Origin of the sequence: Brevibacterium linens ATCC 9172, assembly GCF_900169165.1 — a bacterium.
Classification (GTDB): domain Bacteria; phylum Actinomycetota; class Actinomycetes; order Actinomycetales; family Brevibacteriaceae; genus Brevibacterium; species Brevibacterium linens.
Genome location: NZ_FXYY01000001.1, coordinates 96,981 through 117,390 on the forward strand (window position 1 = coordinate 96,981; position 20,410 = coordinate 117,390).

The 20,410-nt window shown below is 64.9% G+C and carries 16 protein-coding genes; 11 read left to right on the plus strand and 5 right to left on the minus strand.

Going from position 1 to position 20,410, the window contains the following annotated elements:
- The first annotated feature begins 37 nt into the window (after nt 1-37).
- From BLIN9172_RS00430 to nrdR, 8 genes are all read left to right on the plus strand, one after another.
- Nucleotides 38-559, plus strand: a complete 522-nt coding sequence (locus tag BLIN9172_RS00430) for a cell division protein SepF (RefSeq protein WP_101553365.1) — start codon at nt 38-40, stop codon at nt 557-559.
- 95 nt (nt 560-654) lie between these two features.
- Complete coding sequence (locus tag BLIN9172_RS00435) at nt 655-951, plus strand: YggT family protein (protein WP_101553366.1); 297 nt, start codon at nt 655-657, stop codon at nt 949-951.
- Between the two features lie 329 nt (nt 952-1,280).
- Nucleotides 1,281-2,078, plus strand: a complete 798-nt coding sequence (locus BLIN9172_RS00440; RefSeq protein WP_101553367.1) for a DivIVA domain-containing protein — start codon at nt 1,281-1,283, stop codon at nt 2,076-2,078.
- Between the two features lie 124 nt (nt 2,079-2,202).
- Nucleotides 2,203-2,739: a signal peptidase II gene (locus BLIN9172_RS00445; protein WP_101553368.1), complete on the plus strand. Its 537-nt coding sequence runs from the start codon at nt 2,203-2,205 to the stop codon at nt 2,737-2,739.
- Nucleotides 2,732-3,655, plus strand: a complete 924-nt coding sequence (locus BLIN9172_RS00450) for an RluA family pseudouridine synthase (RefSeq protein ID WP_101553369.1) — start codon at nt 2,732-2,734, stop codon at nt 3,653-3,655. The genes BLIN9172_RS00445 and BLIN9172_RS00450 overlap by 8 nt, the downstream gene beginning before the upstream one ends.
- Before the next feature lie 239 nt (nt 3,656-3,894).
- Complete coding sequence (dnaE, locus tag BLIN9172_RS00455) at nt 3,895-7,404, plus strand: DNA polymerase III subunit alpha (RefSeq protein WP_240811962.1); 3,510 nt, start codon at nt 3,895-3,897, stop codon at nt 7,402-7,404.
- A gap of 71 nt (nt 7,405-7,475) precedes the next feature.
- Nucleotides 7,476-8,786, plus strand: coding sequence for a histidinol dehydrogenase (hisD, locus tag BLIN9172_RS00460; protein ID WP_101553371.1), 1,311 nt, complete (start codon nt 7,476-7,478; stop codon nt 8,784-8,786).
- A 2-nt stretch (nt 8,787-8,788) separates the two neighbouring features.
- Complete coding sequence (gene nrdR / locus BLIN9172_RS00465; RefSeq protein WP_025777954.1) at nt 8,789-9,286, plus strand: transcriptional regulator NrdR; 498 nt, start codon at nt 8,789-8,791, stop codon at nt 9,284-9,286.
- Nucleotides 9,287-9,537: 251 nt separating this feature from the next.
- Here nrdR and BLIN9172_RS00470 read toward each other — a convergent pair whose 3' ends face one another.
- Entirely contained in the window at nt 9,538-11,769 is a 2,232-nt protein-coding gene (locus BLIN9172_RS00470) for a HelD family protein (protein WP_101553372.1), read from the minus strand.
- A gap of 115 nt (nt 11,770-11,884) precedes the next feature.
- Nucleotides 11,885-12,637: a spermidine synthase gene (locus BLIN9172_RS00475; protein ID WP_240811943.1), complete on the minus strand. Its 753-nt coding sequence runs from the start codon at nt 12,635-12,637 to the stop codon at nt 11,885-11,887.
- A gap of 293 nt (nt 12,638-12,930) precedes the next feature.
- Between BLIN9172_RS00475 and BLIN9172_RS00480 the strand changes: the two genes are divergently transcribed.
- Together BLIN9172_RS00480 and BLIN9172_RS00485 are read left to right on the plus strand one after the other, a co-directional pair.
- Nucleotides 12,931-14,103, plus strand: coding sequence for a DUF4192 family protein (locus BLIN9172_RS00480; RefSeq protein ID WP_164742803.1), 1,173 nt, complete (start codon nt 12,931-12,933; stop codon nt 14,101-14,103).
- Between the two features lie 198 nt (nt 14,104-14,301).
- A complete protein-coding gene (locus tag BLIN9172_RS00485) occupies nt 14,302-15,807 on the plus strand; it encodes an RNA polymerase sigma factor (RefSeq protein WP_240811944.1) in 1,506 nt (501 codons plus the stop codon).
- Nucleotides 15,808-15,879: 72 nt separating this feature from the next.
- Here the strand turns inward: BLIN9172_RS00485 and BLIN9172_RS00490 are convergent, their stop codons facing one another.
- Nucleotides 15,880-16,725 (minus strand): N-acetylmuramoyl-L-alanine amidase, encoded by an 846-nt coding sequence (locus BLIN9172_RS00490; RefSeq protein WP_101553376.1) that lies wholly within the window; start codon nt 16,723-16,725, stop codon nt 15,880-15,882.
- Nucleotides 16,726-16,851: 126 nt separating this feature from the next.
- Between BLIN9172_RS00490 and BLIN9172_RS00495 the strand changes: the two genes are divergently transcribed.
- Complete coding sequence (locus BLIN9172_RS00495) at nt 16,852-18,963, plus strand: DNA gyrase/topoisomerase IV subunit B (protein WP_101553377.1); 2,112 nt, start codon at nt 16,852-16,854, stop codon at nt 18,961-18,963.
- A gap of 76 nt (nt 18,964-19,039) precedes the next feature.
- Here the strand turns inward: BLIN9172_RS00495 and BLIN9172_RS00500 are convergent, their stop codons facing one another.
- Nucleotides 19,040-19,933: a M56 family metallopeptidase gene (locus BLIN9172_RS00500; protein WP_101553378.1), complete on the minus strand. Its 894-nt coding sequence runs from the start codon at nt 19,931-19,933 to the stop codon at nt 19,040-19,042.
- An 18-nt stretch (nt 19,934-19,951) separates the two neighbouring features.
- Nucleotides 19,952-20,314 (minus strand): BlaI/MecI/CopY family transcriptional regulator, encoded by a 363-nt coding sequence (locus BLIN9172_RS00505; protein ID WP_101553379.1) that lies wholly within the window; start codon nt 20,312-20,314, stop codon nt 19,952-19,954.
- Between the last annotated feature and the right edge of the window lie 96 nt (nt 20,315-20,410).

Here is a 20,410-nt window from a genome sequence, read left to right on the forward strand (position 1 = left end):
CAGGTGAGCAAGTGCCGAAGTCCGAGGAGCTTTAGACATGTCTGCAATCAAGAAGACGCTGGAATACCTGGGTTTCGTCGAAGAAGAGGACGAGACGACCACCCAGCACACCGACCGCCGTGAACCCGCTCGCCGGGACCGCGAGGTCGTCGAGACCTTCGACGACGCCGACGAGGTCGACGATCGGGCGGCAGTCGAAGAGCGGACTCCGGCCCCGGTGACACCGATCCATCCGTCACCGATCCGTCCCGTAGACACCCCGGCGCCAGGAACTTCAATGAATCGCATCAGGACCATCCACCCCCGCAGCTACAATGACGCCATGGTCATCGGCGCTGCCTTCCGCGAGGGCACCCCTGTGATCATGAATCTCTCTGAGATGGACGAGAACAACTCCAAGCGTCTCGTCGACTTCTCCGCAGGCCTGATCTTCGGCCTGCACGGGTCGATCGAACGGGTCACGAACAAGGTGTTCCTGCTCACTCCCGAGAACATCGAAGTCGCCGGCGAGAACGAAGCCGACTCTGACACCCAGGCCAGCTTCTTCAACCAGAGCTGAACGTCGCAGCGGTTCTCTCAACTCGTCCTCAGCCGGAGCCGGTAGGCTGAAGCCTCAGAACTCTCAAGCAACAACGAAAGGCGCGGGGGACCCACGTGGATATTTTGTTCGGTCTGATCAGTGTGGCGCTGAGCATCTACGTCTACGTGCTCCTGGCGCGCGTCGTACTCGACCTGGTCCAGGTGTTCTCTCGTGACTGGCGGCCCACCGGGTTCCTCCTCGTCCTCGCCGAGATCGTGTACACACTCACCGATCCGCCAGTAAGGTTGCTACGCAGGATCATTCCGCCGCTGCGCCTGGGACAGGTCTCGCTCGATCTGGGATTCATTGTTCTGCTTATTGGTGTCCAGATCCTTGCTTACGGCTTTCGTAGCCTTGCGATTGCTAGCTAAGTCGCCTTCGCACACCGCCGCCTGAAGCCCTCCGCTGCGGCGATCTCGACTGACGAATCACTGTGGATGGGCACCCGGATTCGCCTCCGGATCTGCTCGGCCGACGATCGTGAATTCCTTTCATGATCACCGAGGGAATGGTGAATGTGCTCACCATGATTGGCCGTTCGTGTGCCCGGCTTGTTAGCCTCTGATGCGGAAAACTTCGTCATTGAATGCGTGACACGCCATTACTGCGGGACAAAACTGCAGGTGTTACGCTAATGTGACGTTGAAGCCGTCCTTCGGGGCGGCAGCGTAATGAATGTAGATCGACTGAAGGTGACCTCATGGCGCTCACGCCTGAAGACGTAGTAAACAAGCGGTTCCAGCATGTGAAGTTCCGCGACGGGTACGACCAGGACGAAGTCGACGATTTCCTTGACGAGGTCGTCGTTGAGATTCGCCGTCTCTACCAGGAGAACGACGAACTGCGTCAGAAGCTCTCCACCGCCGAACAGCGTGTGAAGGAACTCGAAGCAGGCGGCGCCTCGGCAGCTCCTGCAGAGGACATCGACGCTACTCAGGCGATGCCCGCAACCGTTCCTGCAGCCGAAGAGAAGGAAGAGGCTCCGGCTCCGGCCGAAGAGCCTGCCGCTCCGGCACCGGTCGAAGAGGCCCCGGCCCCGGTCGTCAAGGATGCCGCTCCGGCCCCGGCCCCCAAGGACAGCTCTGCTGCACCTGCTGCGGCAGCCGGTGGAGCCGCGGGGGCCGGTCTCGGCGCTGCCGCAGCAGGCGACGGAGACGCTCATGGTCTCATCGCTCTGGCTCAGCGCGTCCACGACGAGCATGTTGCCGAAGGTGAGCGCAAGCGCGACGAGCTCATCAAGGGCGCCGAGAAGGAAGCCGCCGACATCGTCGGCAAAGCCGAGACCAAGCGCGACGAGACGCTCTCGGCCCTCGAATCGCAGAAGGCGGCCCTCGAGCGTTCGATCGACCAGCTCTCGAACTTCGAGCGCCAGTACCGCACTCGCCTCAAGAGCTACCTCAACGATCAGCTGCGTGAACTCGAGAACTCCACGAGCCTGGCTCCGGAGACTCTCGACGGAAACGGCCCGCTGGGCGGTTCCTCGAACCACAAGCTCTGATCTCACAGCTCGATCGACCGAGGTCCGGGAACTCTGCGGAGTGCCCGGGCCTTCGTCGTGTCCGGGCGCTTCATTGCCGGGCGCCTGGACCCTGCAGCGTCGGCAGTGGTCTAGAATGAACCAAATGAACGATCCAGCCTCACGGGTGAAACGACCTCGCGCCGCCATGATGGTCCTGCTGTTCGCAATCGCCGCATCAGTGCTCGTGATCGATCAGTTCACCAAGTTCCTCGCCGTCACCTTCCTCGAAGACCGGCCTCCGGTTCCGGTGATCGGCTCCCTGGCCGGATTCACCTTCTACCGCAACCCCGGTGCCGCGCTCGGCCTCGGGTCGAACGTGACGTGGATCTTCCCGATCATCGCCGTCGGCGTCTTCATCGCCATCCTCGTGATCTCTCGCAAGCTCGGGTCGCGGGTCTGGGCGATCGGCCTCGGTCTGCTCTTGGGCGGACTCTTCGGCAACCTCGTCGACAGGCTCTTCCGTGAACCGTCGTTCCTGCACGGCGCGGTCGTCGACTTCATCGATCTGTCGCTGTTCATCTGCAATGTCGCGGACATCGCGATCTCCGCGGCCGCAGTGACCCTCGTCATCGTCAGCCTCCGGGGCATCGACATCGACGGATCGGACTCCACACGTGTGAAAGAAGACTCTCATGACTGAACGTTCCATCCTCGTCCCCGAGGGACTCGACGGCCAGCGCGTGGATGCTGCGATGTCGAAGCTGCTCGGCCTCTCCCGCACCGCGGCCGCCGATATCTGTGCCGACGGGGGAGTGGAGATGTCCGGGCGTCCGGTCATCAAATCCGATCGCGTCGTCGCCGGTGAGCGCCTCGACATCATGATGCCCGAACCGAAGAGGCCGCTCGAGGTCGTGCCCGACCCCGTGCCGGGAATGCGCATCGTCCACGACGAGGACGCATTCGTCGTCGTCGACAAGCCCGTCGGTGTGGCAGCACACCCGGCTCTCGGCTGGACCGGACGCACCGTCGTCGGCGGTCTCGCCGCAGCGGGATTCCGCATCGCCACCTCCGGTGCACCCGAACGTCAGGGCATAGTCCAGCGCCTCGACGTCGGCACGTCGGGGCTCATGGTCGTGGCGAAGAGCGAATACGCCTACAGCGTGCTCAAACGTGCCTTCAAGGAGCGCACGGTGGCCAAGACCTACCACGCGGTCGTGCAGGGACTGCCCGATCCCGTGCTCGGCACCATCGATGCCCCGATCGCCCGGCATCCCAAGCACGACGGACTCTACGCCGTGCGCAGCGAAGGCAAGAACGCGATCACCCACTACGAGGTGATCGAAGCCCACCGTCGTGCCGCGCTCGTCGAAGTCCATCTGGAGACCGGACGCACCCATCAGATCCGCGTCCACTTCTCCGCCACCAAACATCCCTGCGTCGGCGACCTTCCCTACGGCGCCGATCCGGTGCTGGCGAAGGAACTCGGTCTGGAACGCCAATGGCTGCACGCGGTCAAACTCGGCTTCCACCACCCCGATACGCAGAAGTGGGTCGAATTCGAAAGCGGGTATCCCGAGGACCTGCAGACCGCGCTCGACCGCATCCGTCCGAACTGACGCCGGCGGTCGGCCCGGCCGTGCCCTGACTGGCCCGGAAACCGAGCGCTGAGCGACGCGCCGGCGGGACCTGCGCGAGCAGGAGCCCGGGTGCCGCGTGCCGGGAACACCATTCCCGGTGCCCCTCCTCGGAGAGTTCGATGGACTAAGCTGGAACGGCAACACCGGCAACTTCAGGAAGGCGGCGCCCAGTGCCGAACGAGGACTTCGTCCACCTCCACGTCCATACCGAATACTCCATGTTGGACGGTGCGGCGCGCCTCGCCGATCTGATGGCGGCGACGAAGGCATCGGGAATGTCCGCGATCGCCACGACCGACCACGGATACCTGTTCGGCGCCTTCGACTTCTGGTCTCAGGCGACCGCCGCCGGAATCAAACCCATCATCGGCGTCGAAGCCTATGTCACGCCCGGCACCGACCGCCGGGACAAGACGCGCGTGAAGTGGCGCACCGACGAATCGCAGAAGAGCGACGACCTCTCCGGTGGTGGTCTCTACACGCACATGACGCTGCTGTCTCGGAACAATACGGGCATGCGCAACCTGTTCAAGGCGTCGTCCTATGCCTCTCTGGACTCGGTGACCGCGAAATGGCCCCGACTGGACCAGGATCTGCTCGAGAGCTATTCCGACGGACTCATCGCCACCACCGGCTGCCCCTCGGGGGAGGTGCAGGTGCGGCTGCGGCTGGGACAGTACGAAGAGGCCAAAGCGGCTGCCGGGAAATACCGTGAAATCTTCGGCAAGGACAACTACTACGTCGAACTCATGGACCACGGCCTGTCCATCGAGAAAAGAGTGACGAAGGACCTCATCCGGCTGTCGAAGGAACTCGACATTCCGCTGGTCGCCACGAACGACCTCCACTACACGCACGAATCCGATGCGAAGGCGCACGAAGCGCTGCTGGCCATCCAATCCGGTTCCAAACTCATCGAACCGACCTACGATCAGGGCGGATCGCGCTTCGCCTTCTCCGGCTCCGGATACTATCTCAAGACCCCTGCAGAGATGCGGTCCCTGTTCCGGGAATTCCCCGAGGCCTGCGACAACACCCTCGAGATCGCCGAGAAGTGCGAAGTCTCCTTCGACACCTCGGCGAACTACATGCCGAAGTTCCCCTGCCCTCCCGGCGAGGACGAGACCTCGTGGCTGATCAAGGAAGTCGCGAAGGGACTCGACTACCGGTACCCCGACGGTGTTCCCGATGACGTCCGCAGGCAGGCCGACTACGAACTCGACATCATCATCTCGATGGGCTTCCCCGGCTACTTCCTCGTCGTCGCCGACTTCATCAACTGGTCGAAGGACAACGGCATCCGCGTCGGGCCCGGCCGTGGTTCGGGTGCCGGCTCCATGGTCGCCTACGCGATGCGCATCACCGATCTCGATCCGCTCCAGCACGGACTGTTCTTCGAGCGCTTCCTCAACCCGGACCGCGTGTCCATGCCCGACTTCGACGTCGACTTCGATGATCGTCGCCGCAGCGAGGTCATCGACTATGTGACCGAGAAGTACGGCGATGAGCGTGTGGCGATGATCGTCACCTACGGCACGATCAAGACGAAGATGGCGCTGAAGGACTCCGCTCGTGTGCTCGGCAAACCCTTCTCGATGGGTGAGCGGCTGACGAAGGCCCTGCCGCCTGCGGAGATGGCCAAGGACATTCCGCTCAAGGACATCGAGGACCCGGAGTCCAAGCGCTTCAAGGAAGCCGGGGAGTTCCGCGAACTCGTCGACACCGATCCGGAGGCCCGGGAGACCTTCGAGACCGCCAAGGGCCTGGAAGGGCTGAAGCGGCAGTGGGGCGTCCACGCCGCCGGTGTCATCATGTCCTCGGACCCGATCATCGACGTCATCCCGATCATGCGGCGGTTCCAGGACGGGCAGGTCATCACCCAGTTCGACTATCCGACCTCTGAGGGCCTTGGGCTCATCAAGATGGACTTCCTGGGGCTGCGGAATCTCACGATCATCTCCGACGCAGTGGAGAACATCAAAGCCAACCGGGACTACGAGCTCGACCTCGAGCACCTCGCCCTTGACGATCCTGCCGCGTATGAGCTGCTCACCCGGGGCGACACCCTCGGTGTGTTCCAGCTCGACGGCGGCGGCCTGCGTGCGCTGCTGCGGATGATGAAGCCGGACAACTTCGAGGATATCTCCGCGACCCTGGCGCTCTACCGACCCGGTCCGATGGGCGCCGATTCGCATACGAACTATGCCCTGCGCAAGAACGGTCTGCAGGAGGTCACTCCGATCCACCCAGAGCTCGCGGAGCCGCTCAAGGAGATCCTCGACACCACCTACGGTCTCATCATCTACCAGGAGCAGGTGATGGCGATCGCGCAGAAGGTCGCCGGCTACTCGCTGGGACAGGCAGACATCCTCCGCCGTGCGATGGGCAAGAAGAAGAAATCCGAGCTCGACAAGCAGCAGGTCGGATTCTTCGGGGGAATGAAGGAGCGCGGCTACTCCGAGGCCGCCGCTCAGGCGCTGTGGGACATCCTGCTGCCGTTCTCGGACTACGCGTTCAACAAGGCGCACTCGGCCGCCTACGGCGTCGTGTCGTACTGGACCGCCTATCTCAAGGCTCACTACACCGCCGAATACATGGCGGCCCTGCTGACCTCGGTCGGTGACAACAAGGACAAGCTCGCGATCTACCTCAACGAGTGCCGCCGGCTGGGCATCACCGTGCTGCCTCCGGACGTCAATGACTCCGCGCTCCACTTCACGCCGGTCGGCACCGATATCCGCTTCGGCATGGGGGCGGTCCGCAACGTCGGCGCACACGTCGTCGAGGGTATCGTCGAGGCCCGCGGTGAGAAGGGCGCCTACACCTCGTTCACGGACTTCCTCGACAAGGTGCCCAGCCACGTGTGCAACAAGCGCACGATCGAATCGCTCATCAAGGCCGGCGGCTTCGACTCGCTCGGCCACAGCCGTCGCTCACTCGTCGAAGTCCACGAGGAGGCCGTGGACTCGGTCATCGGCGTCAAGAGGCAGGAAGCCAACGGACAGTTCGATCTCTTCGCCGGGCTCGGCGGGGGAGACGACTCGCCGGGCTTCTCCGTGACCATCCCGGACCGTCCGGAGTGGGAGAAGAAGGAGAAGCTGTCCTTCGAGCGCGACATGATCGGCCTCTACGTCTCCGACCACCCGCTCAATGGGCTCGAAGGTGTGCTGGCCGCCGAGTCCGACGCCTCCATCGCCGAGGTGGTCGATCCGGAGTCGCACCGCCACGACGGATCCCAGATCAAGGTCTGCGGAATGATCACCCAGGTCACCCGCAAGGTGTCGAAGAACTCCGGGCGTCCCTATGCGATCGTGACCGTGGAGGATCTCGAAGCCGAGATCGAAGTGATGTTCTTCGGCGACACCTACGAGCCCGTGGCGAGCCTGTTGGCGACCGACCTCGTGATCTCCCTGACCGGTCGCATCCGCACCTCCGATGACCGTCCGACCTCGCTGATGGCGATGTCGATGACGATTCCCGATGTCACCGACCCCAACGATCGGCCGCTCAACCTCATCATGCCGATGGAGAAGGCAACCGAGGAGATGGCGTCGAAGCTCAAGCAGATCCTCGAATCGAACAAGGGGCAGACCGACGTGCACATCACCCTGTCTCAGCCGGGACGGCAGACGGTCATGCGTCTGGACAGGTCGATCCGAGTCGATCCGAATCCGAGCCTCTACGGAGACCTCAAGGCGCTGCTGGGCTCCCGCTGCTTCAGCGTCTGAGGCGCGAACGCGGAGCCTGCCCTCGTCCGCACTGCGGGCCGGGGGCCTGCGGTGCTGCCGTGGAGACTAGAATGGTGCGGGTGAACATTCTGGACTTCCGTGGTGAGACCCTCAACAAGCGATTCCTGGCACAGAAGCTGCCTCGGGCCGCCGAGACCCATGCCGACATCGAACGACGAGTCGCCGAACTGCTCGACACCGTCGCCGGCGGGGGAGCGGCCGTGGTGAAGGACTTCACCGAGCGCTTCGACGGGGTCCGTCCCGAGACGCTGCGCGTGCCGGCCTCGGCGCTGGCCGAAGCCGCAGCCGGCCTCGATCCCGCGGTCAGGGCCGCTCTCGTCGAATCCATCGCCCGAGCCCGGAAGGTCGCGGCCGATCAGCGTCCCGACGACGTCCGCACCGAACTGGCCTCCGGCGCCTACGTCACCACCCGCCACCTGCCGGTCGAACGCGTCGGACTCTACGTCCCCGGCGGACTGGCTGTGTACCCGTCGACGGTGATCATGAACGTCGTGCCCGCGCAGACAGCGGGTGCACACTCACTGGCGATCGCCAGTCCGCCGCAGAGCAATGGCCTGCCGCACCCGATCGTCCTCGCCACCGCACACATCCTCGGCGTCGACGAAGTCTGGGCGATGGGCGGAGCACAGGCGATCGGCGCCCTGGCGTACGGCTTCGACGACGGTGAGGAACTCGAGCCCGTCGATCTCATCACCGGTCCCGGAAACGCCTATGTGGCTGCGGCGAAGTCCCTGGTCCGCTCCCGCGTCGGCATCGACGCGGTCGCCGGCCCGACGGAGATCATCATTCTCGCCGACGACCAGGCCGATCCGCGCTTCGTCGCCGCCGACCTCATCAGCCAGGCCGAACACGACGAACTGGCCGCCTCGGTGCTGGTCACGGACTCCGTCGACCTCGCCGAGGCGGTGCAGAAGGAGCTGGACGTGCAGGTGCCCGACGCCTTGCACACCGAACGGATCGGGACGGCTCTGGCCGGACGGCAGTCGGCGATCGTCCTCGTCGACGATCTCGACGCCGGGATCACCGTGGTCAACGGCTATGCCGGTGAGCACGTCGAGGTCCACACTGCCGAGGCGGCAGCGGTCGGGTCACGGATCACGAACGGGGGAGCGGTCTTCCTCGGCGATTGGGCACCGGTGTCACTCGGCGACTACTGCGCCGGATCGAACCACGTGCTGCCCACGATGGGCACCGCCGCCCACGGTTCGGGTCTGGGAGTCCATTCATTCATCAAGGTCAGCCAGGTCATCGACTATGATCGACAGGCCCTGTCCGAGGTCGCCGGACACATCGGTGTACTCGCCGACGGCGAACAGCTGCCGGCGCACGGCCGCGCTGTCGACATCAGGTTCGAGGAGTAGAGATGCGCTGTCCGTTCTGCCGCGAGTCCGATTCGCGGGTCGTCGACTCGAGGACCAGCGAAGACGGCGCCGCGATCCGCCGGCGCCGGCAGTGCCGTCACTGCGGTCGCCGCTTCACCACGATGGAGGCCACGAGCCTGTCGGTGATCAAACGCTCCGGAGTCACCGAGGAGTTCTCCCGTCAGAAGATCATGTCGGGTGTGCGCAAGGCCTGCCAGGGACGTCCGGTCAGCGACGATGATCTCGCGAAGCTCGCACAGCGGGTGGAGGAGAACATCCGGTCGCGCGGAATCGCGGAGATCGACGCCGATGAAGTGGGTCTGTCGATCCTCGAACCGCTGCGGGAGCTCGACCAGGTTGCGTACCTGCGCTTCGCCAGCGTCTACCAGGGATTCGACTCGCTCGAAGACTTCGAGGCCGCGATCGACTCGCTGCGTGCCGATGCGCTGCTGCAGTCCGGTCAGACCCGCGAACCCACCCCCGACGACTTCGCCGACTGAGCGACTGACGTCGGCGCGTGACCGGATCCTGAGACTGTTGAGATTTCTGTCGGAAATCTCCGTTTCGAGTACCGCGGTCCAGAAATAGTTGTGTAGTATTGAACGTGCGCGCTACGGCGCGCGGCCGCTTGCGGTTCGGAGGGGAAGCCGAACCCAAGCGGCCTTTCACATTCACCCCTATTGCTACCTGACGGCGGCCCAGCAACCTCGCGCGAGGTTGCTGGGCCGCCGTCAGGTAGCAATAGGGGTGGTCAGCCGGCTCGGCGGACCGCCTCGGCGGAGAGGAGCTCGGTCAGTTCCGTGGACACGGACGCCAGCACACGCAGACGTTCCGTCGTCCGAGTCAACGCCACATAGAGACCGCCGACGCCTTCCTCACCGCCGACCGGGGCGATGCGGCCGGGCTCGACGATGATCACCGCATCGAACTCGAGGCCCTTGGCCTGCCGCGGGGTGATGAGGGCGATCTGATGGTCCAAGCCCGTGACCGACCGTCCGAAATCGAAGTCCGCGAGCGCCTCGGCGATGGGATCGATGAGCGCCTCATCAGCGATGACCGCGATCTTCCCACCTTCGGCGGCGGACACTTCGGCCGCGACCGCGGAAGGGAGGGCGGCAAGCAGCTCGGATTCGTCGGCGAAGGAGTCCAGCTGCGGATCCGAACCTCCCTGCCGCACCGACTCGACGAGCTCGAGCTGCGGGAAGTGCCGATGCAGGTAGCGGTTGGCCAGATCCATCACCGACTGCGGGGTGCGGTAGGAGACCGTGAGCACCTGCAGGGCGAAACGGTCGCCGACGAACTCGGTGAGGATCGATGACCACGTGCGGGCGTTGTCGACCTGCGAAGACTGGGCGAGGTCGCCGACGACGGTGGCCGACTTCGACGGCACGCGGCGGAAGAGGACCCGCCACTGCATCGGGGACAGCTCCTGGGCTTCATCGACGACGAGGTGGCCGTACGTCCACTCCCGGTCCTCGAGGGCGCGTTCGGCCAGGGTCATCGCCGGGCCCTGCTCCTCCCAGCGGGACGCGAGTGTCTCGGCCGAGACCATTCCGCCGGTCTCGGTCATATCGACGACGGCCTCGGCATATTCGCGAGCCGAGTCATCCCGTGCCTGAGTCTGCTGGGGCGCGGAACCGAGAAGCTCGGCCAGTTCGTCGAGCAGGGGCACATCGTCGACCGTGAACTCGTCCCGACGCTGCTCGAGCAGAATCGACTGTTCGGCGGGTGTGAGGAGCTTGCGAGCCGCGGCCTGGAGCTTGTGCGGTCTGCCCAGCAGTGAACGCAGAGCAGCGGCTGGGCCGATGGGGAACCACGCGAGGTTGAGGGCACGCCGGACGTCGACGGAGGACCGCAGATCCTCAAGCAGTTCGGGCAGCCGCTCGCCGGCCGCATCCATCCCCATCTCACGGGCGAGATCCTCGGCGAGGATCTTCAGCAGTCCGGTGACGAAACCGGTGCGGGCGGCATTGTGCGGATCTCCGCTGCGACGAGCCCGATCGCGCGCCGACTGCACATCCTTGCGACGCAGCACGATCGTATGCGAGCGCACCCGCATCTCGACGTCGTGGTCGGGGATGCGCTGATAGTTCGCAATATGGTTCTTCAGCACCCGAGCCATGACGGAGCGGCCCTTGATCTCGGCTGCTGCCGGTGCATCAGCGGCATCCGTGTCGAGACCCGGATACAGCTGACCCGGGGTGAGCAGGACGGCCCCTGTCTCGCCGAGGCTGGGCAGAACCTTCTCGATGTACTTGAGGAACACCGTCGACGGGCCGACGAGGAGGACACCGGACTTCGCGATGCGCTCCCGATGACGGTAGAGCAGGAACGCGGCACGGTGGAGGGCGACGGCGGTCTTGCCGGTGCCCGGCCCGCCCTGGACGACGAGGACGCCGGAGAGCGGACGGCGGATGATCGCGTCCTGTTCGGCCTGGATGGTCGCGACGATATCGCCCATCCGGCCGGTGCGGTGGGTGGTCAGTGCTGCGAGCAGAGCGCCTTCACCCTGGAGGTTCGACCGCTGAGTGTCATCGAGTGCGTCGATGTCGAGCACATCGTCTTCGATGCCGGTGACCAACCGGTTGGCGGTGACGAGGTGACGGCGGCGGGCGATGCCGTCGGGATTGGCGGCCGTCGACTGGTAGAAGCGTTCGGCGGCCGGAGCCCTCCAGTCGATGAGGATCTGCTGACGCTGATCGTCGGTGAGTCCGATGCGGCCGATATAGGTGGGGTCGTCCTCATCGACGATGTCGAGGCGACCGAAGCACAGTCCCTCCTCGGCGCCGTCGAGACGGATGAGCTGATCTTCGTACAGCGTCGCGAAGGCATCACGTTCGGTGCGGTGCTGGTGATTGCCTCCGACCTCGGAGATCCTCACCGTCCCCAGGCGGGCTGTCGTCTCCTCCCGGAGCGCATCGAGGCGGGCATAGAGCTCGTCGAGCTTGGTCTGCTCGACACGAATTTCTGAAGTTTCGGTCATCTCACCTTCTTGGGTCGGCATTCAATTATGCCGAACTTTGCCCGGTGTCTGTAGTCGCAGCGTCATTTCGGACCGGGGCGTACCTCACATTCGGACCGAGGACACGCGCGCGGCGTCACAGGCCCAGGCGGGAGCGCAGGTCGGTTCCGGCCAGGAAGGTCGCGGAGGAGGCGGCGGTGCGCAGACTCCGGTCTAGGCCGGCCGTGTCGAGTTCGGAGTGGGAGGCGAGGACGACGACGTTTCCGCGTCGACGTCCTTTGAGGATCGCCGGTTCCGTGGCGGCGGCAAGATGGGCGAAGTGCTCGCCGAGGCCGCGGAGTTCGGCCTTGAGAAGTCGGTGGTCGCCGGGGTCGGGCACATTGGCGAGGTAGATGCCGGAGTCCTTGACCGCCGCGGCGCAGGAGGCGAAGAACTTGGTCGTCTGCAGGGTTGTGGGAACCGAGTCGTGGTCGAAGGCATCCCGGACGAGAACGTCGAGGGTGTCGGCTCTGAACTTCCCGATCTCCACAGCTCCGTCGCCGGCGCGCAGGGCCAGGGCGGGGGAGCGGGGCAGATCGAACCAGTCACGGGCGAAGTCGAGCAGCTTGGCGTCGATGTCGATCGCCGTCTGCTTCGACCCCGGTCGTGCGGAGTCCAGCGCTCGGGCGAGAGCGCAGCCGGCGGCACCGATATGTGCGACCCGGAGAGTGCGGTGCGGGAGCTCGACGTCGATCATGCGTCGCATCCAGTCCAGGTACTCGAAGTCCAGACGCTGCGGATCGGACAGCGTGATCGACGACGACGGGACCCCATTGACATGGAGCACATAGGAATCGGCCTCGCCGTCGAGCTTCTCCAGCCGGGCCTGACCCGTCGAGATGTCGACCACTTGAGAACCAGGTGCTGTGTATATCCGTCGCTTCGCCACTCCTCACTTGTATGCCAGTGAGGCGATTGAGGCAATTCGGCGCAGATTCTCGTGGGGACAGCGGTCGTGACTCATCCATCTGCGGCCTGTGGACAGGATCGTCCCGTCCACAGGCGCAGGACGAGACCTGGAGGAACGGCCTCGGGATCGGGTGGAGTGGGGGTCGGACAGGAGGCCCTCTCACGGCATGGGCCTCACCGCAGCCACCGGAACCGCCGCAGCCGGCAGGTTCCGACCCCGTCAAGGAGGACGCAGTGAAGACACCGGCCCGCACGCCCGAGGACATCATCGGGATCATCCCTCACACTCTCGGCTACACCCCGCAACGCAGCCTCGTCGCCGTCATCGTCGGCACCGAGGGCAACGGGTCTCAGACCAGTTCGACGACGCTGCGCATCGACTTCGACCGGGAGAGCGCGGCACAGACGCTGTCCGAAGGCGGCGGCTGGTACGCCGACCTCATCATGCGCGCGGGTACGGTCAGCGGTGTCTTCCTCGTTCTCTACGATGACGACTACCAGCCGGTCAGCGCCTTCGGCCTCGGCGCCGACGCCGAATACGCCGAGGTCCACCGTGGTCTCATCCGGGCGGCGATCGACGAGTTGGCCATGACCTTCGCCGCCAGAGGCGTCGACACTCTCAGCGCCTGGTGGGTCAACCAGGAACACTTCGGACGCATCGACGAGGACGGCTTTGACTGCACGCCGCTGATCGACGCAACCACCTCGGCGTGTGCCACGGAGCTCGTCGCCGGCGGATCCAATCCCGTCGCCGATCCGGTGGATCTCGTCATCTCACCCATGCCCGCCGAGGCCTTCGCCGACAGCCGCCGCGGACACGCCGAGGAGTGGATGGGCACGGACGAGGCCTTCGTGGTCCTTGCCGAGGTCTATCCGCGCTTGGACGTGATGCGGTGCGAGGAGGAGGCGATCGACGAGGCGCGCATCCACGAACTGATGGACCTGCCGACCGTGATGGCGCTCGACACTCTGCTCGTCGAGATCTGGTCACGCGACGCCCTGGAGATGATCCTGAGCTTCGACCACCCGGACTTCCCGCCGTCGGTGGTCAACGGTCTCGACGGGGAGGAGCTGTGCACGATGAGTCGCCGCGTCGTCACCCATGCGCAGGCCGCGCAGCAGCTCGTCGGACTCTCCTCGCGTGCGCCGCGGCCGCGAGACATCATGCTCACCATCGCTTTCCTCAAGGACTACCTGCAGGCCGGGCACCCGCAGGCGAGAGCCAACGCCTATGCCGTCATCGCCTGGTTCGAATGGGCGCTGGGCGGGTCGACGATGGCGCTGAACTATGCTCAAGCCGCGATCGAGCTCGAGCCCGAACACGGACTGGCCGAACTCATCCTCGGCGCGGTCGACATGGGGTGCCTGCCTCGTTGGCTGACGGAGACGCAGCGCACGACCACCTGAACGAAGCTGTTTGATCGCCGCGGTCACCGAGTGAACGGCCCGGACGGATCGCCGCGGAGCCTTCGAGGTCCGATTCGCAAAGCAGGGAATAACGTGAGAAAATTAAGCGTTGACCCAGTCATTGCATGATGGGCGAGCTATGCGTGCTCGCCCCGGACCGTACGCGGACCACTTGACTTGGGTCTTCGTACTGTCCGAATGCATGGGGAAGTTTCAACGCTCGCGAAAGGTGAACACGTGCCCAGAGTCGACAAGGAATCCACAACGGTGACGGAGAAGTCGGAGGGAGCGGCCGACACGACCTCGACCGGTGGATCCAAGACCACTGCGGCGTCGAAGTCCACTGCGAAGAAGACGACCGCTGCCGGAGCCAAGAAGTCCGCGACCGCGAAGTCGACGACCGCGAAGTCGGCTGCCGCAAAGACCGAGGCGGCTGCGTCGAAGAAGACGACTGCTGCGAAGAAGACGACTGCTGCGAAATCGACGGCCGCAGCGAAGAAGACGACCGCAGCGAAATCGACGGCCGCGGCGAAGACGACCACGACGGAGTCCACCGCCGCCAAGGAAGCCACGAAGGCGACCAAGGCGAAGAAAGCCGACGACGTCATCGACACCACCGAGGAAGTCGAACCGGCCGCGGACGCTCTGGCCACAGAGGAGAGCCCCGCCGAGGCGACCGAGACGAAGAACTCGGAAGAGAAGGAGAAGAACGCCGCCGTGGCCGAGGCCGGAGGCTTCATCGTCTCCGACGCCGACGAAGAGGATGCACCTGCCCAGCAGGTCGTCTCCGCCGGTGCGACCGCGGACCCGGTCAAGGACTACCTCAAGCAGATCGGCAAGGTGGCGCTGCTCAACGCCGCCGAGGAGGTCGACCTCGCCAAGCGCATCGAGGCCGGAATGTACGCCGAGCACCTGCTCGACGGCGGAGAGGTCACCGACCCGCGCGAGACGATGGACTACAAGTGGATCATCCATGACGGTCGCATCGCGAAGAACCACCTGCTGGAGGCCAACCTCCGCCTCGTCGTGTCCCTGGCCAAGCGCTACACCGGCCGCGGAATGCTCTTCCTCGACCTCATCCAGGAAGGCAACCTCGGCCTCATCCGCGCCGTCGAGAAGTTCGACTACACGAAGGGCTTCAAGTTCTCGACCTACGCCACGTGGTGGATTCGCCAGGCCATCACCCGCGCGATGGCCGACCAGGCTCGAACGATCCGCATCCCGGTGCACATGGTCGAGGTCATCAACAAGCTCGCCCGCGTGCAGCGCCAGATGCTGCAGGACCTCGGTCGCGAACCGGCCCCGGAGGAGCTTGCGAAGGAGCTCGACATGACACCCGAGCGTGTCGTCGAGGTCCAGAAGTACGGTCGCGAGCCCATCTCGCTGCACACCCCGCTGGGTGAAGACGGCGACTCGGAATTCGGCGACCTCATCGAGGACTCCGAGGCAGTTGTGCCCTCGGACTCGGTGAGCTTCACACTCCTCCAAGAGCAGCTGCACTCCGTGCTCGACACGCTCTCGGAGCGTGAGGCGGGAGTGGTGTCCATGCGCTTCGGACTCAATGACGGTCAGCCGAAGACCCTCGACGAGATCGGCAAGGTCTACGGCGTCACCCGTGAGCGCATCCGCCAGATCGAGTCGAAGACGATGGCCAAGCTGCGTCACCCGTCTCGTTCGCAGGTACTGCGCGATTACCTGGACTGAGGCCAGTCTCGAGGTCTGCTCGAGGTGAGAAGAGCGGAACGCCCCTGGGAATTTCCCAGGGGCGTATCCGAGTCAGAACCAGTCGACGACGCCGTCGAACAGGGCATCGGCGTACTTCTCCTGCCCGGATTTCGACTCCATGAGCTTCGCCTCAGACGGGTTGCGCATCTCTCCGCATTCGACGATGACGGCGGGCACCGAAGCATTGTTCAGACCGGCCAGGTCCGGCCTCCGGCTGATCGCGTCCTGTCCATAGGCCCTGTTCGGGGTGAACTCCTCACCCATCGACTTCCCCACCGATTTCGCCAGATCCACGGAAGCCCTCTCTGTCTTCTCGTTCTCACCGGGATCGGCGACGATGATGTGGAAGCCCTTCACCGCACTGGACTCGCTGCCGTTGGCGTGAATGCTCACGAGCAGATCCGCATCGTCGGCGAATGTCCCGCGCTCGTCCACACACGGTCCGACTCCTGTGTTGTCCTCGCGGCTGAGCACGACTTCGGCCCCGGCATCCGTCAGCGACTTCTCCAGCTTCCTCGCCACGGCCCACGTGAAATCGGCTTCCGGATAGTCGGAGCTCGTCGACGTGCCCGTGGTGTTGCACGCCTTCGTGCCTCCGCGACCGTCGGGCACCTGCCGATTGATCGTCTCCGGATGGTCCGCATTGCCGCCGTTGTGCCCGGGATCGACCGCGATGACCTTCCCTGTCAGGCCCACATCGTCGGCCCGCGCCGAGGCGGTCTCCGACGTCGCGCGGTCGTCGCCGTCTGCGGCGTCGGCAGATGCGGATCGACCGGGTGTCTCGGCCGCCTGAGTGGTCCGCTCGGGAGCGGCCGAATCCTGAGAGCAGGCCGCCAGGCCGGGGAGGCAGAGAGCGGCAGAGGCGAGGAGGCTCGGCACGAGGAGACGATGGCGCATGGCTCCATTCTTCCAGCTGCGGGGCGCCCATGGCCGAGCCCGCTCGGACGGATTCCCGACACGAGGCGCAGAGAATAGGGTCCTGCGCGCGCAGCGATTAGAGTTTAATCGAACGAGAGGAATTGTGTGGAAGACGAAAGCTACGGCGCCAGGCACCTGTCCGTCCTGTCCGGTCTTGAAGCGGTACGCAAGCGACCCGGCATGTACATCGGCACGACCGACTCCCGCGGTCTCATGCACTGTCTGTGGGAGGTCATCGACAATTCCGTCGACGAGGCCCTCGGCGGGTACGGTTCCGAGATCCTCATCGAGCTCGCTGCCGACGGCTCGGTGGCGGTCACCGACAAGGGCCGCGGGATCCCCGTCGACATCGAACCGAAGACCGGACTGACCGGCGTCGAGGTCGTCATGACCAAGCTCCACGCCGGCGGCAAGTTCGGCGGCACGTCCTACGCCGCTTCGGGCGGACTGCACGGAGTCGGCGCCTCGGTCGTCAACGCCCTGTCCGCTCGCCTCGACGTCGAGGTCACCCGCGGATCGAAGGTGCACAAGATGTCCTTCCGCCGAGGCGTGCCCGGACGCTTCGACGACTCCTCCGGCACTCCGAGCCCGGACAACCCCTTCGAAGCCTTCGAGGAACCGACCGGTCTCGACATCGTCGGCAAGGCCAAGCGCGGAGCCACCGGCACCCGTGTCCAGTACTGGGCGGATCCGCAGATCTTCCTGTCCAAGGCCCAGTTCGACTACCCGCACCTGGTCGAACGTGCCCGTCAGACCGCCTTCCTCGTTCCCGGCCTCGAACTGCGCATCGTCGACCGGCGCGGCGTCGTCCGAGACGAGACCGGCGCCGTCATCGCCGAGCGCGAAGAGGTCTTCAAATTCGACGGCGGAATCACCGAATTCGTCGACCATCTCTCCATCGATCCTCCGATCACCGATACCTGGCGTCTGCAGAACACAGGGACCTTCAAGGAGACCGTCCCGGTCCTCAACTCCTCGGGTCACCTCGAATCCAAGGAAGTCGAACGCGAGGTCGGCGTCGATATCGCTCTGCGCTGGGGGACCGGTTACGACACGAAGCTGAAGTCCTTCGTCAACGTGGTCGCCACCCCGCAGGGCGGCACCCACCTCGCCGGGTTCGAGCAGGCCTGCCTGAAGGCGATGCGCAAGGCCGTCGACGCCAACGCGCGCAAACTCAAGGTCGGCAAGGACAAACTCGAGAAGGACGATGTGCTCGCCGGCATCACCGCAGTCGTCACCGTCCAGCTGGCCGAACCCCAGTTCGAGGGGCAGACGAAGGAGGTCCTCGGCACCGCCGCAGTGCGCCAGATCGTGGCGAAGACCGTCGAGACTCAGCTCGGCGAGGTGCTCGCGTCGACCAAGCGCGCGCAGAAGCAGCAGGCAGCCGTGCTCATGGAGAAGGTCGTGGCCGAGATGAAATCGCGCATCTCTGCCCGCACCCACAAGGAGAACCAGCGACGCAAGACCGCGTTGGAAGCCTCCTCGCTGCCGGCGAAACTCTACGACTGCCGCGACAACGGAGTGGAGAACACGGAGCTGTTCATCGTCGAGGGTGACTCGGCGATGGGCACGGCAAAGGCCGCCCGCAACTCCGATCACCAGGCGCTGTTCCCCATCCGCGGGAAGATCCTCAACGTCCAGAAGGCGACCTTGGCCGACATGCTCGCCAACGTCGAATGTTCGGCGCTCATCCAGGTCATCGGCGCCGGTTCGGGTCGCAGCTTCGATATCGACGCCGCCCGCTACGGGCGCGTCGTCATCATGACCGACGCCGATGTCGACGGCGCGCATATCCGCACCCTGCTGCTGACTCTGTTCTTCCGGTATATGAAACCGCTGGTCGAGGCCGGTCGCGTGTTCGCCGCCGTGCCTCCGCTGCACCGGGTCGAGGTCGTGACGAAGCGCGGAACGCCCAACGACATCATCTACACCTACACAGAAGCCGAGCTCCATACTCTGCTGAAGAAGCTCGAGAAGCAGAAGAAGACCTACAAGGAACCGATCCAGCGGTACAAGGGCCTCGGCGAGATGGACGCCGACCAGCTGGCCGAGACGACCATGGATCCGAGCATGCGCACCCTGCGTCGGGTGACGATGGCCGATGCCGAGATGGCGGAGAACACCTTCGAGCTCCTCATGGGATCATCGGTCGGACCGCGCAAGGAGTTCATCGTCTCCGGCGCCGCCGTCCTCGATGCCGAACGCATCGACAGCTGAAAGCGACTGCTGAGTCAGCACCGATGCTGAGTCAGCACCGACTCATCTGAGCCCGGGCCGAGATTCGCGCCCGGGCTCAGATGCCGAATGCCGAGGGTGTGACGATGAGCAGGGTCGGCAGGAGCAGAAGCAGAACGGCCAGTCCGATCGACATCAGGCGCACGGGGATCCGCGCCGGATCCAAGGGGCGTGACAGGCGCAGGATGCGCTGAGCGGACAAATCACTGCGATGCTCGGGGCTGATCGCTGCGGCTGATCCGACCGCCCGGGCCAGGATCTGCGGATCGACATGGTCACGCGCCTGATCATCGGCCATGAGCTCGATGAGTCGATTCACCGAGTTCAGCCCGATGGCCGTGGCCGAGAAGTAGGGCAGGGCCCGATGCCAGGCGGCAAACGGGATGACGAGCACATCGTGCCGGAAATCCAGATGGGCCCGCTCATGGGCGATGACGGCGGTGCGTTCGTCCTCGTCGAGGGCCTTGAGCAGACCGGTGGACAGGACCGCGGTGCCTTTCCGCGGTCCTTTGGGCAGACAGTAGGCGACGGCTTCATCGGTGGTGATGATGCGGGTGTCCGGGTAGGCGATCGACGGTTCGCTGAGCAGATGGAGGATCTCGTCGTGGCGCAGGCGGGTCTTCCGCGCCGAATAGAACGTGAGGACCAGGCAGCCGAGCAGCCGAGCGATGAGGACTACGGCGATGACGAGGAAGATCCACGCCAGGAGCGACAGCTGGGTGTGGTCCTTGCCCCGCATGAGATCGAAGAGTCCCTGGGGGAGGCTCGTCGTGCCCGGGGCGACGGCGAAAGCGAGAGCGGCGCCGATGAGCGACAGTCCTCCCGAGAGTCCGACGGCCTGCCACAGGACGACCTCGGAGATCGGGTCACCGCGGAATCGAGCGAGTGCCGCAGGTACAGGCCATGCCAGCAGAAAAGCCAGCACGGCCAGAATGATTCCCACGATGGTCATTGAGGTGACCGGCCTGGGTCAGGACTGCGTCGAGTGATTGCGCCCGAGCAGGTTGCGCAGCGCCTTGGTGTCGGCCTCCGAGACGGTGCCGAGGAAGCGAGCGAGCACAGCCTGACGGTCCGGTGCCTGAGACAGCATCTCGGTCATCAGCTCCGCCACGTGATCCTCACGGGTCGAGACCGCGATGTAGCGGTGCGGACGGATGCTGCGATCGCGAGTGACGAATCCCTTCTTATCGAGCCGAGACAGAACCGTATGGACCGTCGTCAGCGCGAGCTCGCGGTCCGAGAGGACTTCGCGGAGTTCGGCGGCACTCAGCCCGTCATCGTGGACCCAGATGGCGTCCATGACGCTGCGTTCGAGTTCACCCAGTGTTCCCACAGTTCTTTCGCCCTCAATTTCTTTGTCGGTCTGATCGCCCCAGTATATCTCTACAGTCTGTCGAATTCCACACAGACACCTGACCTTCGGCCCAGT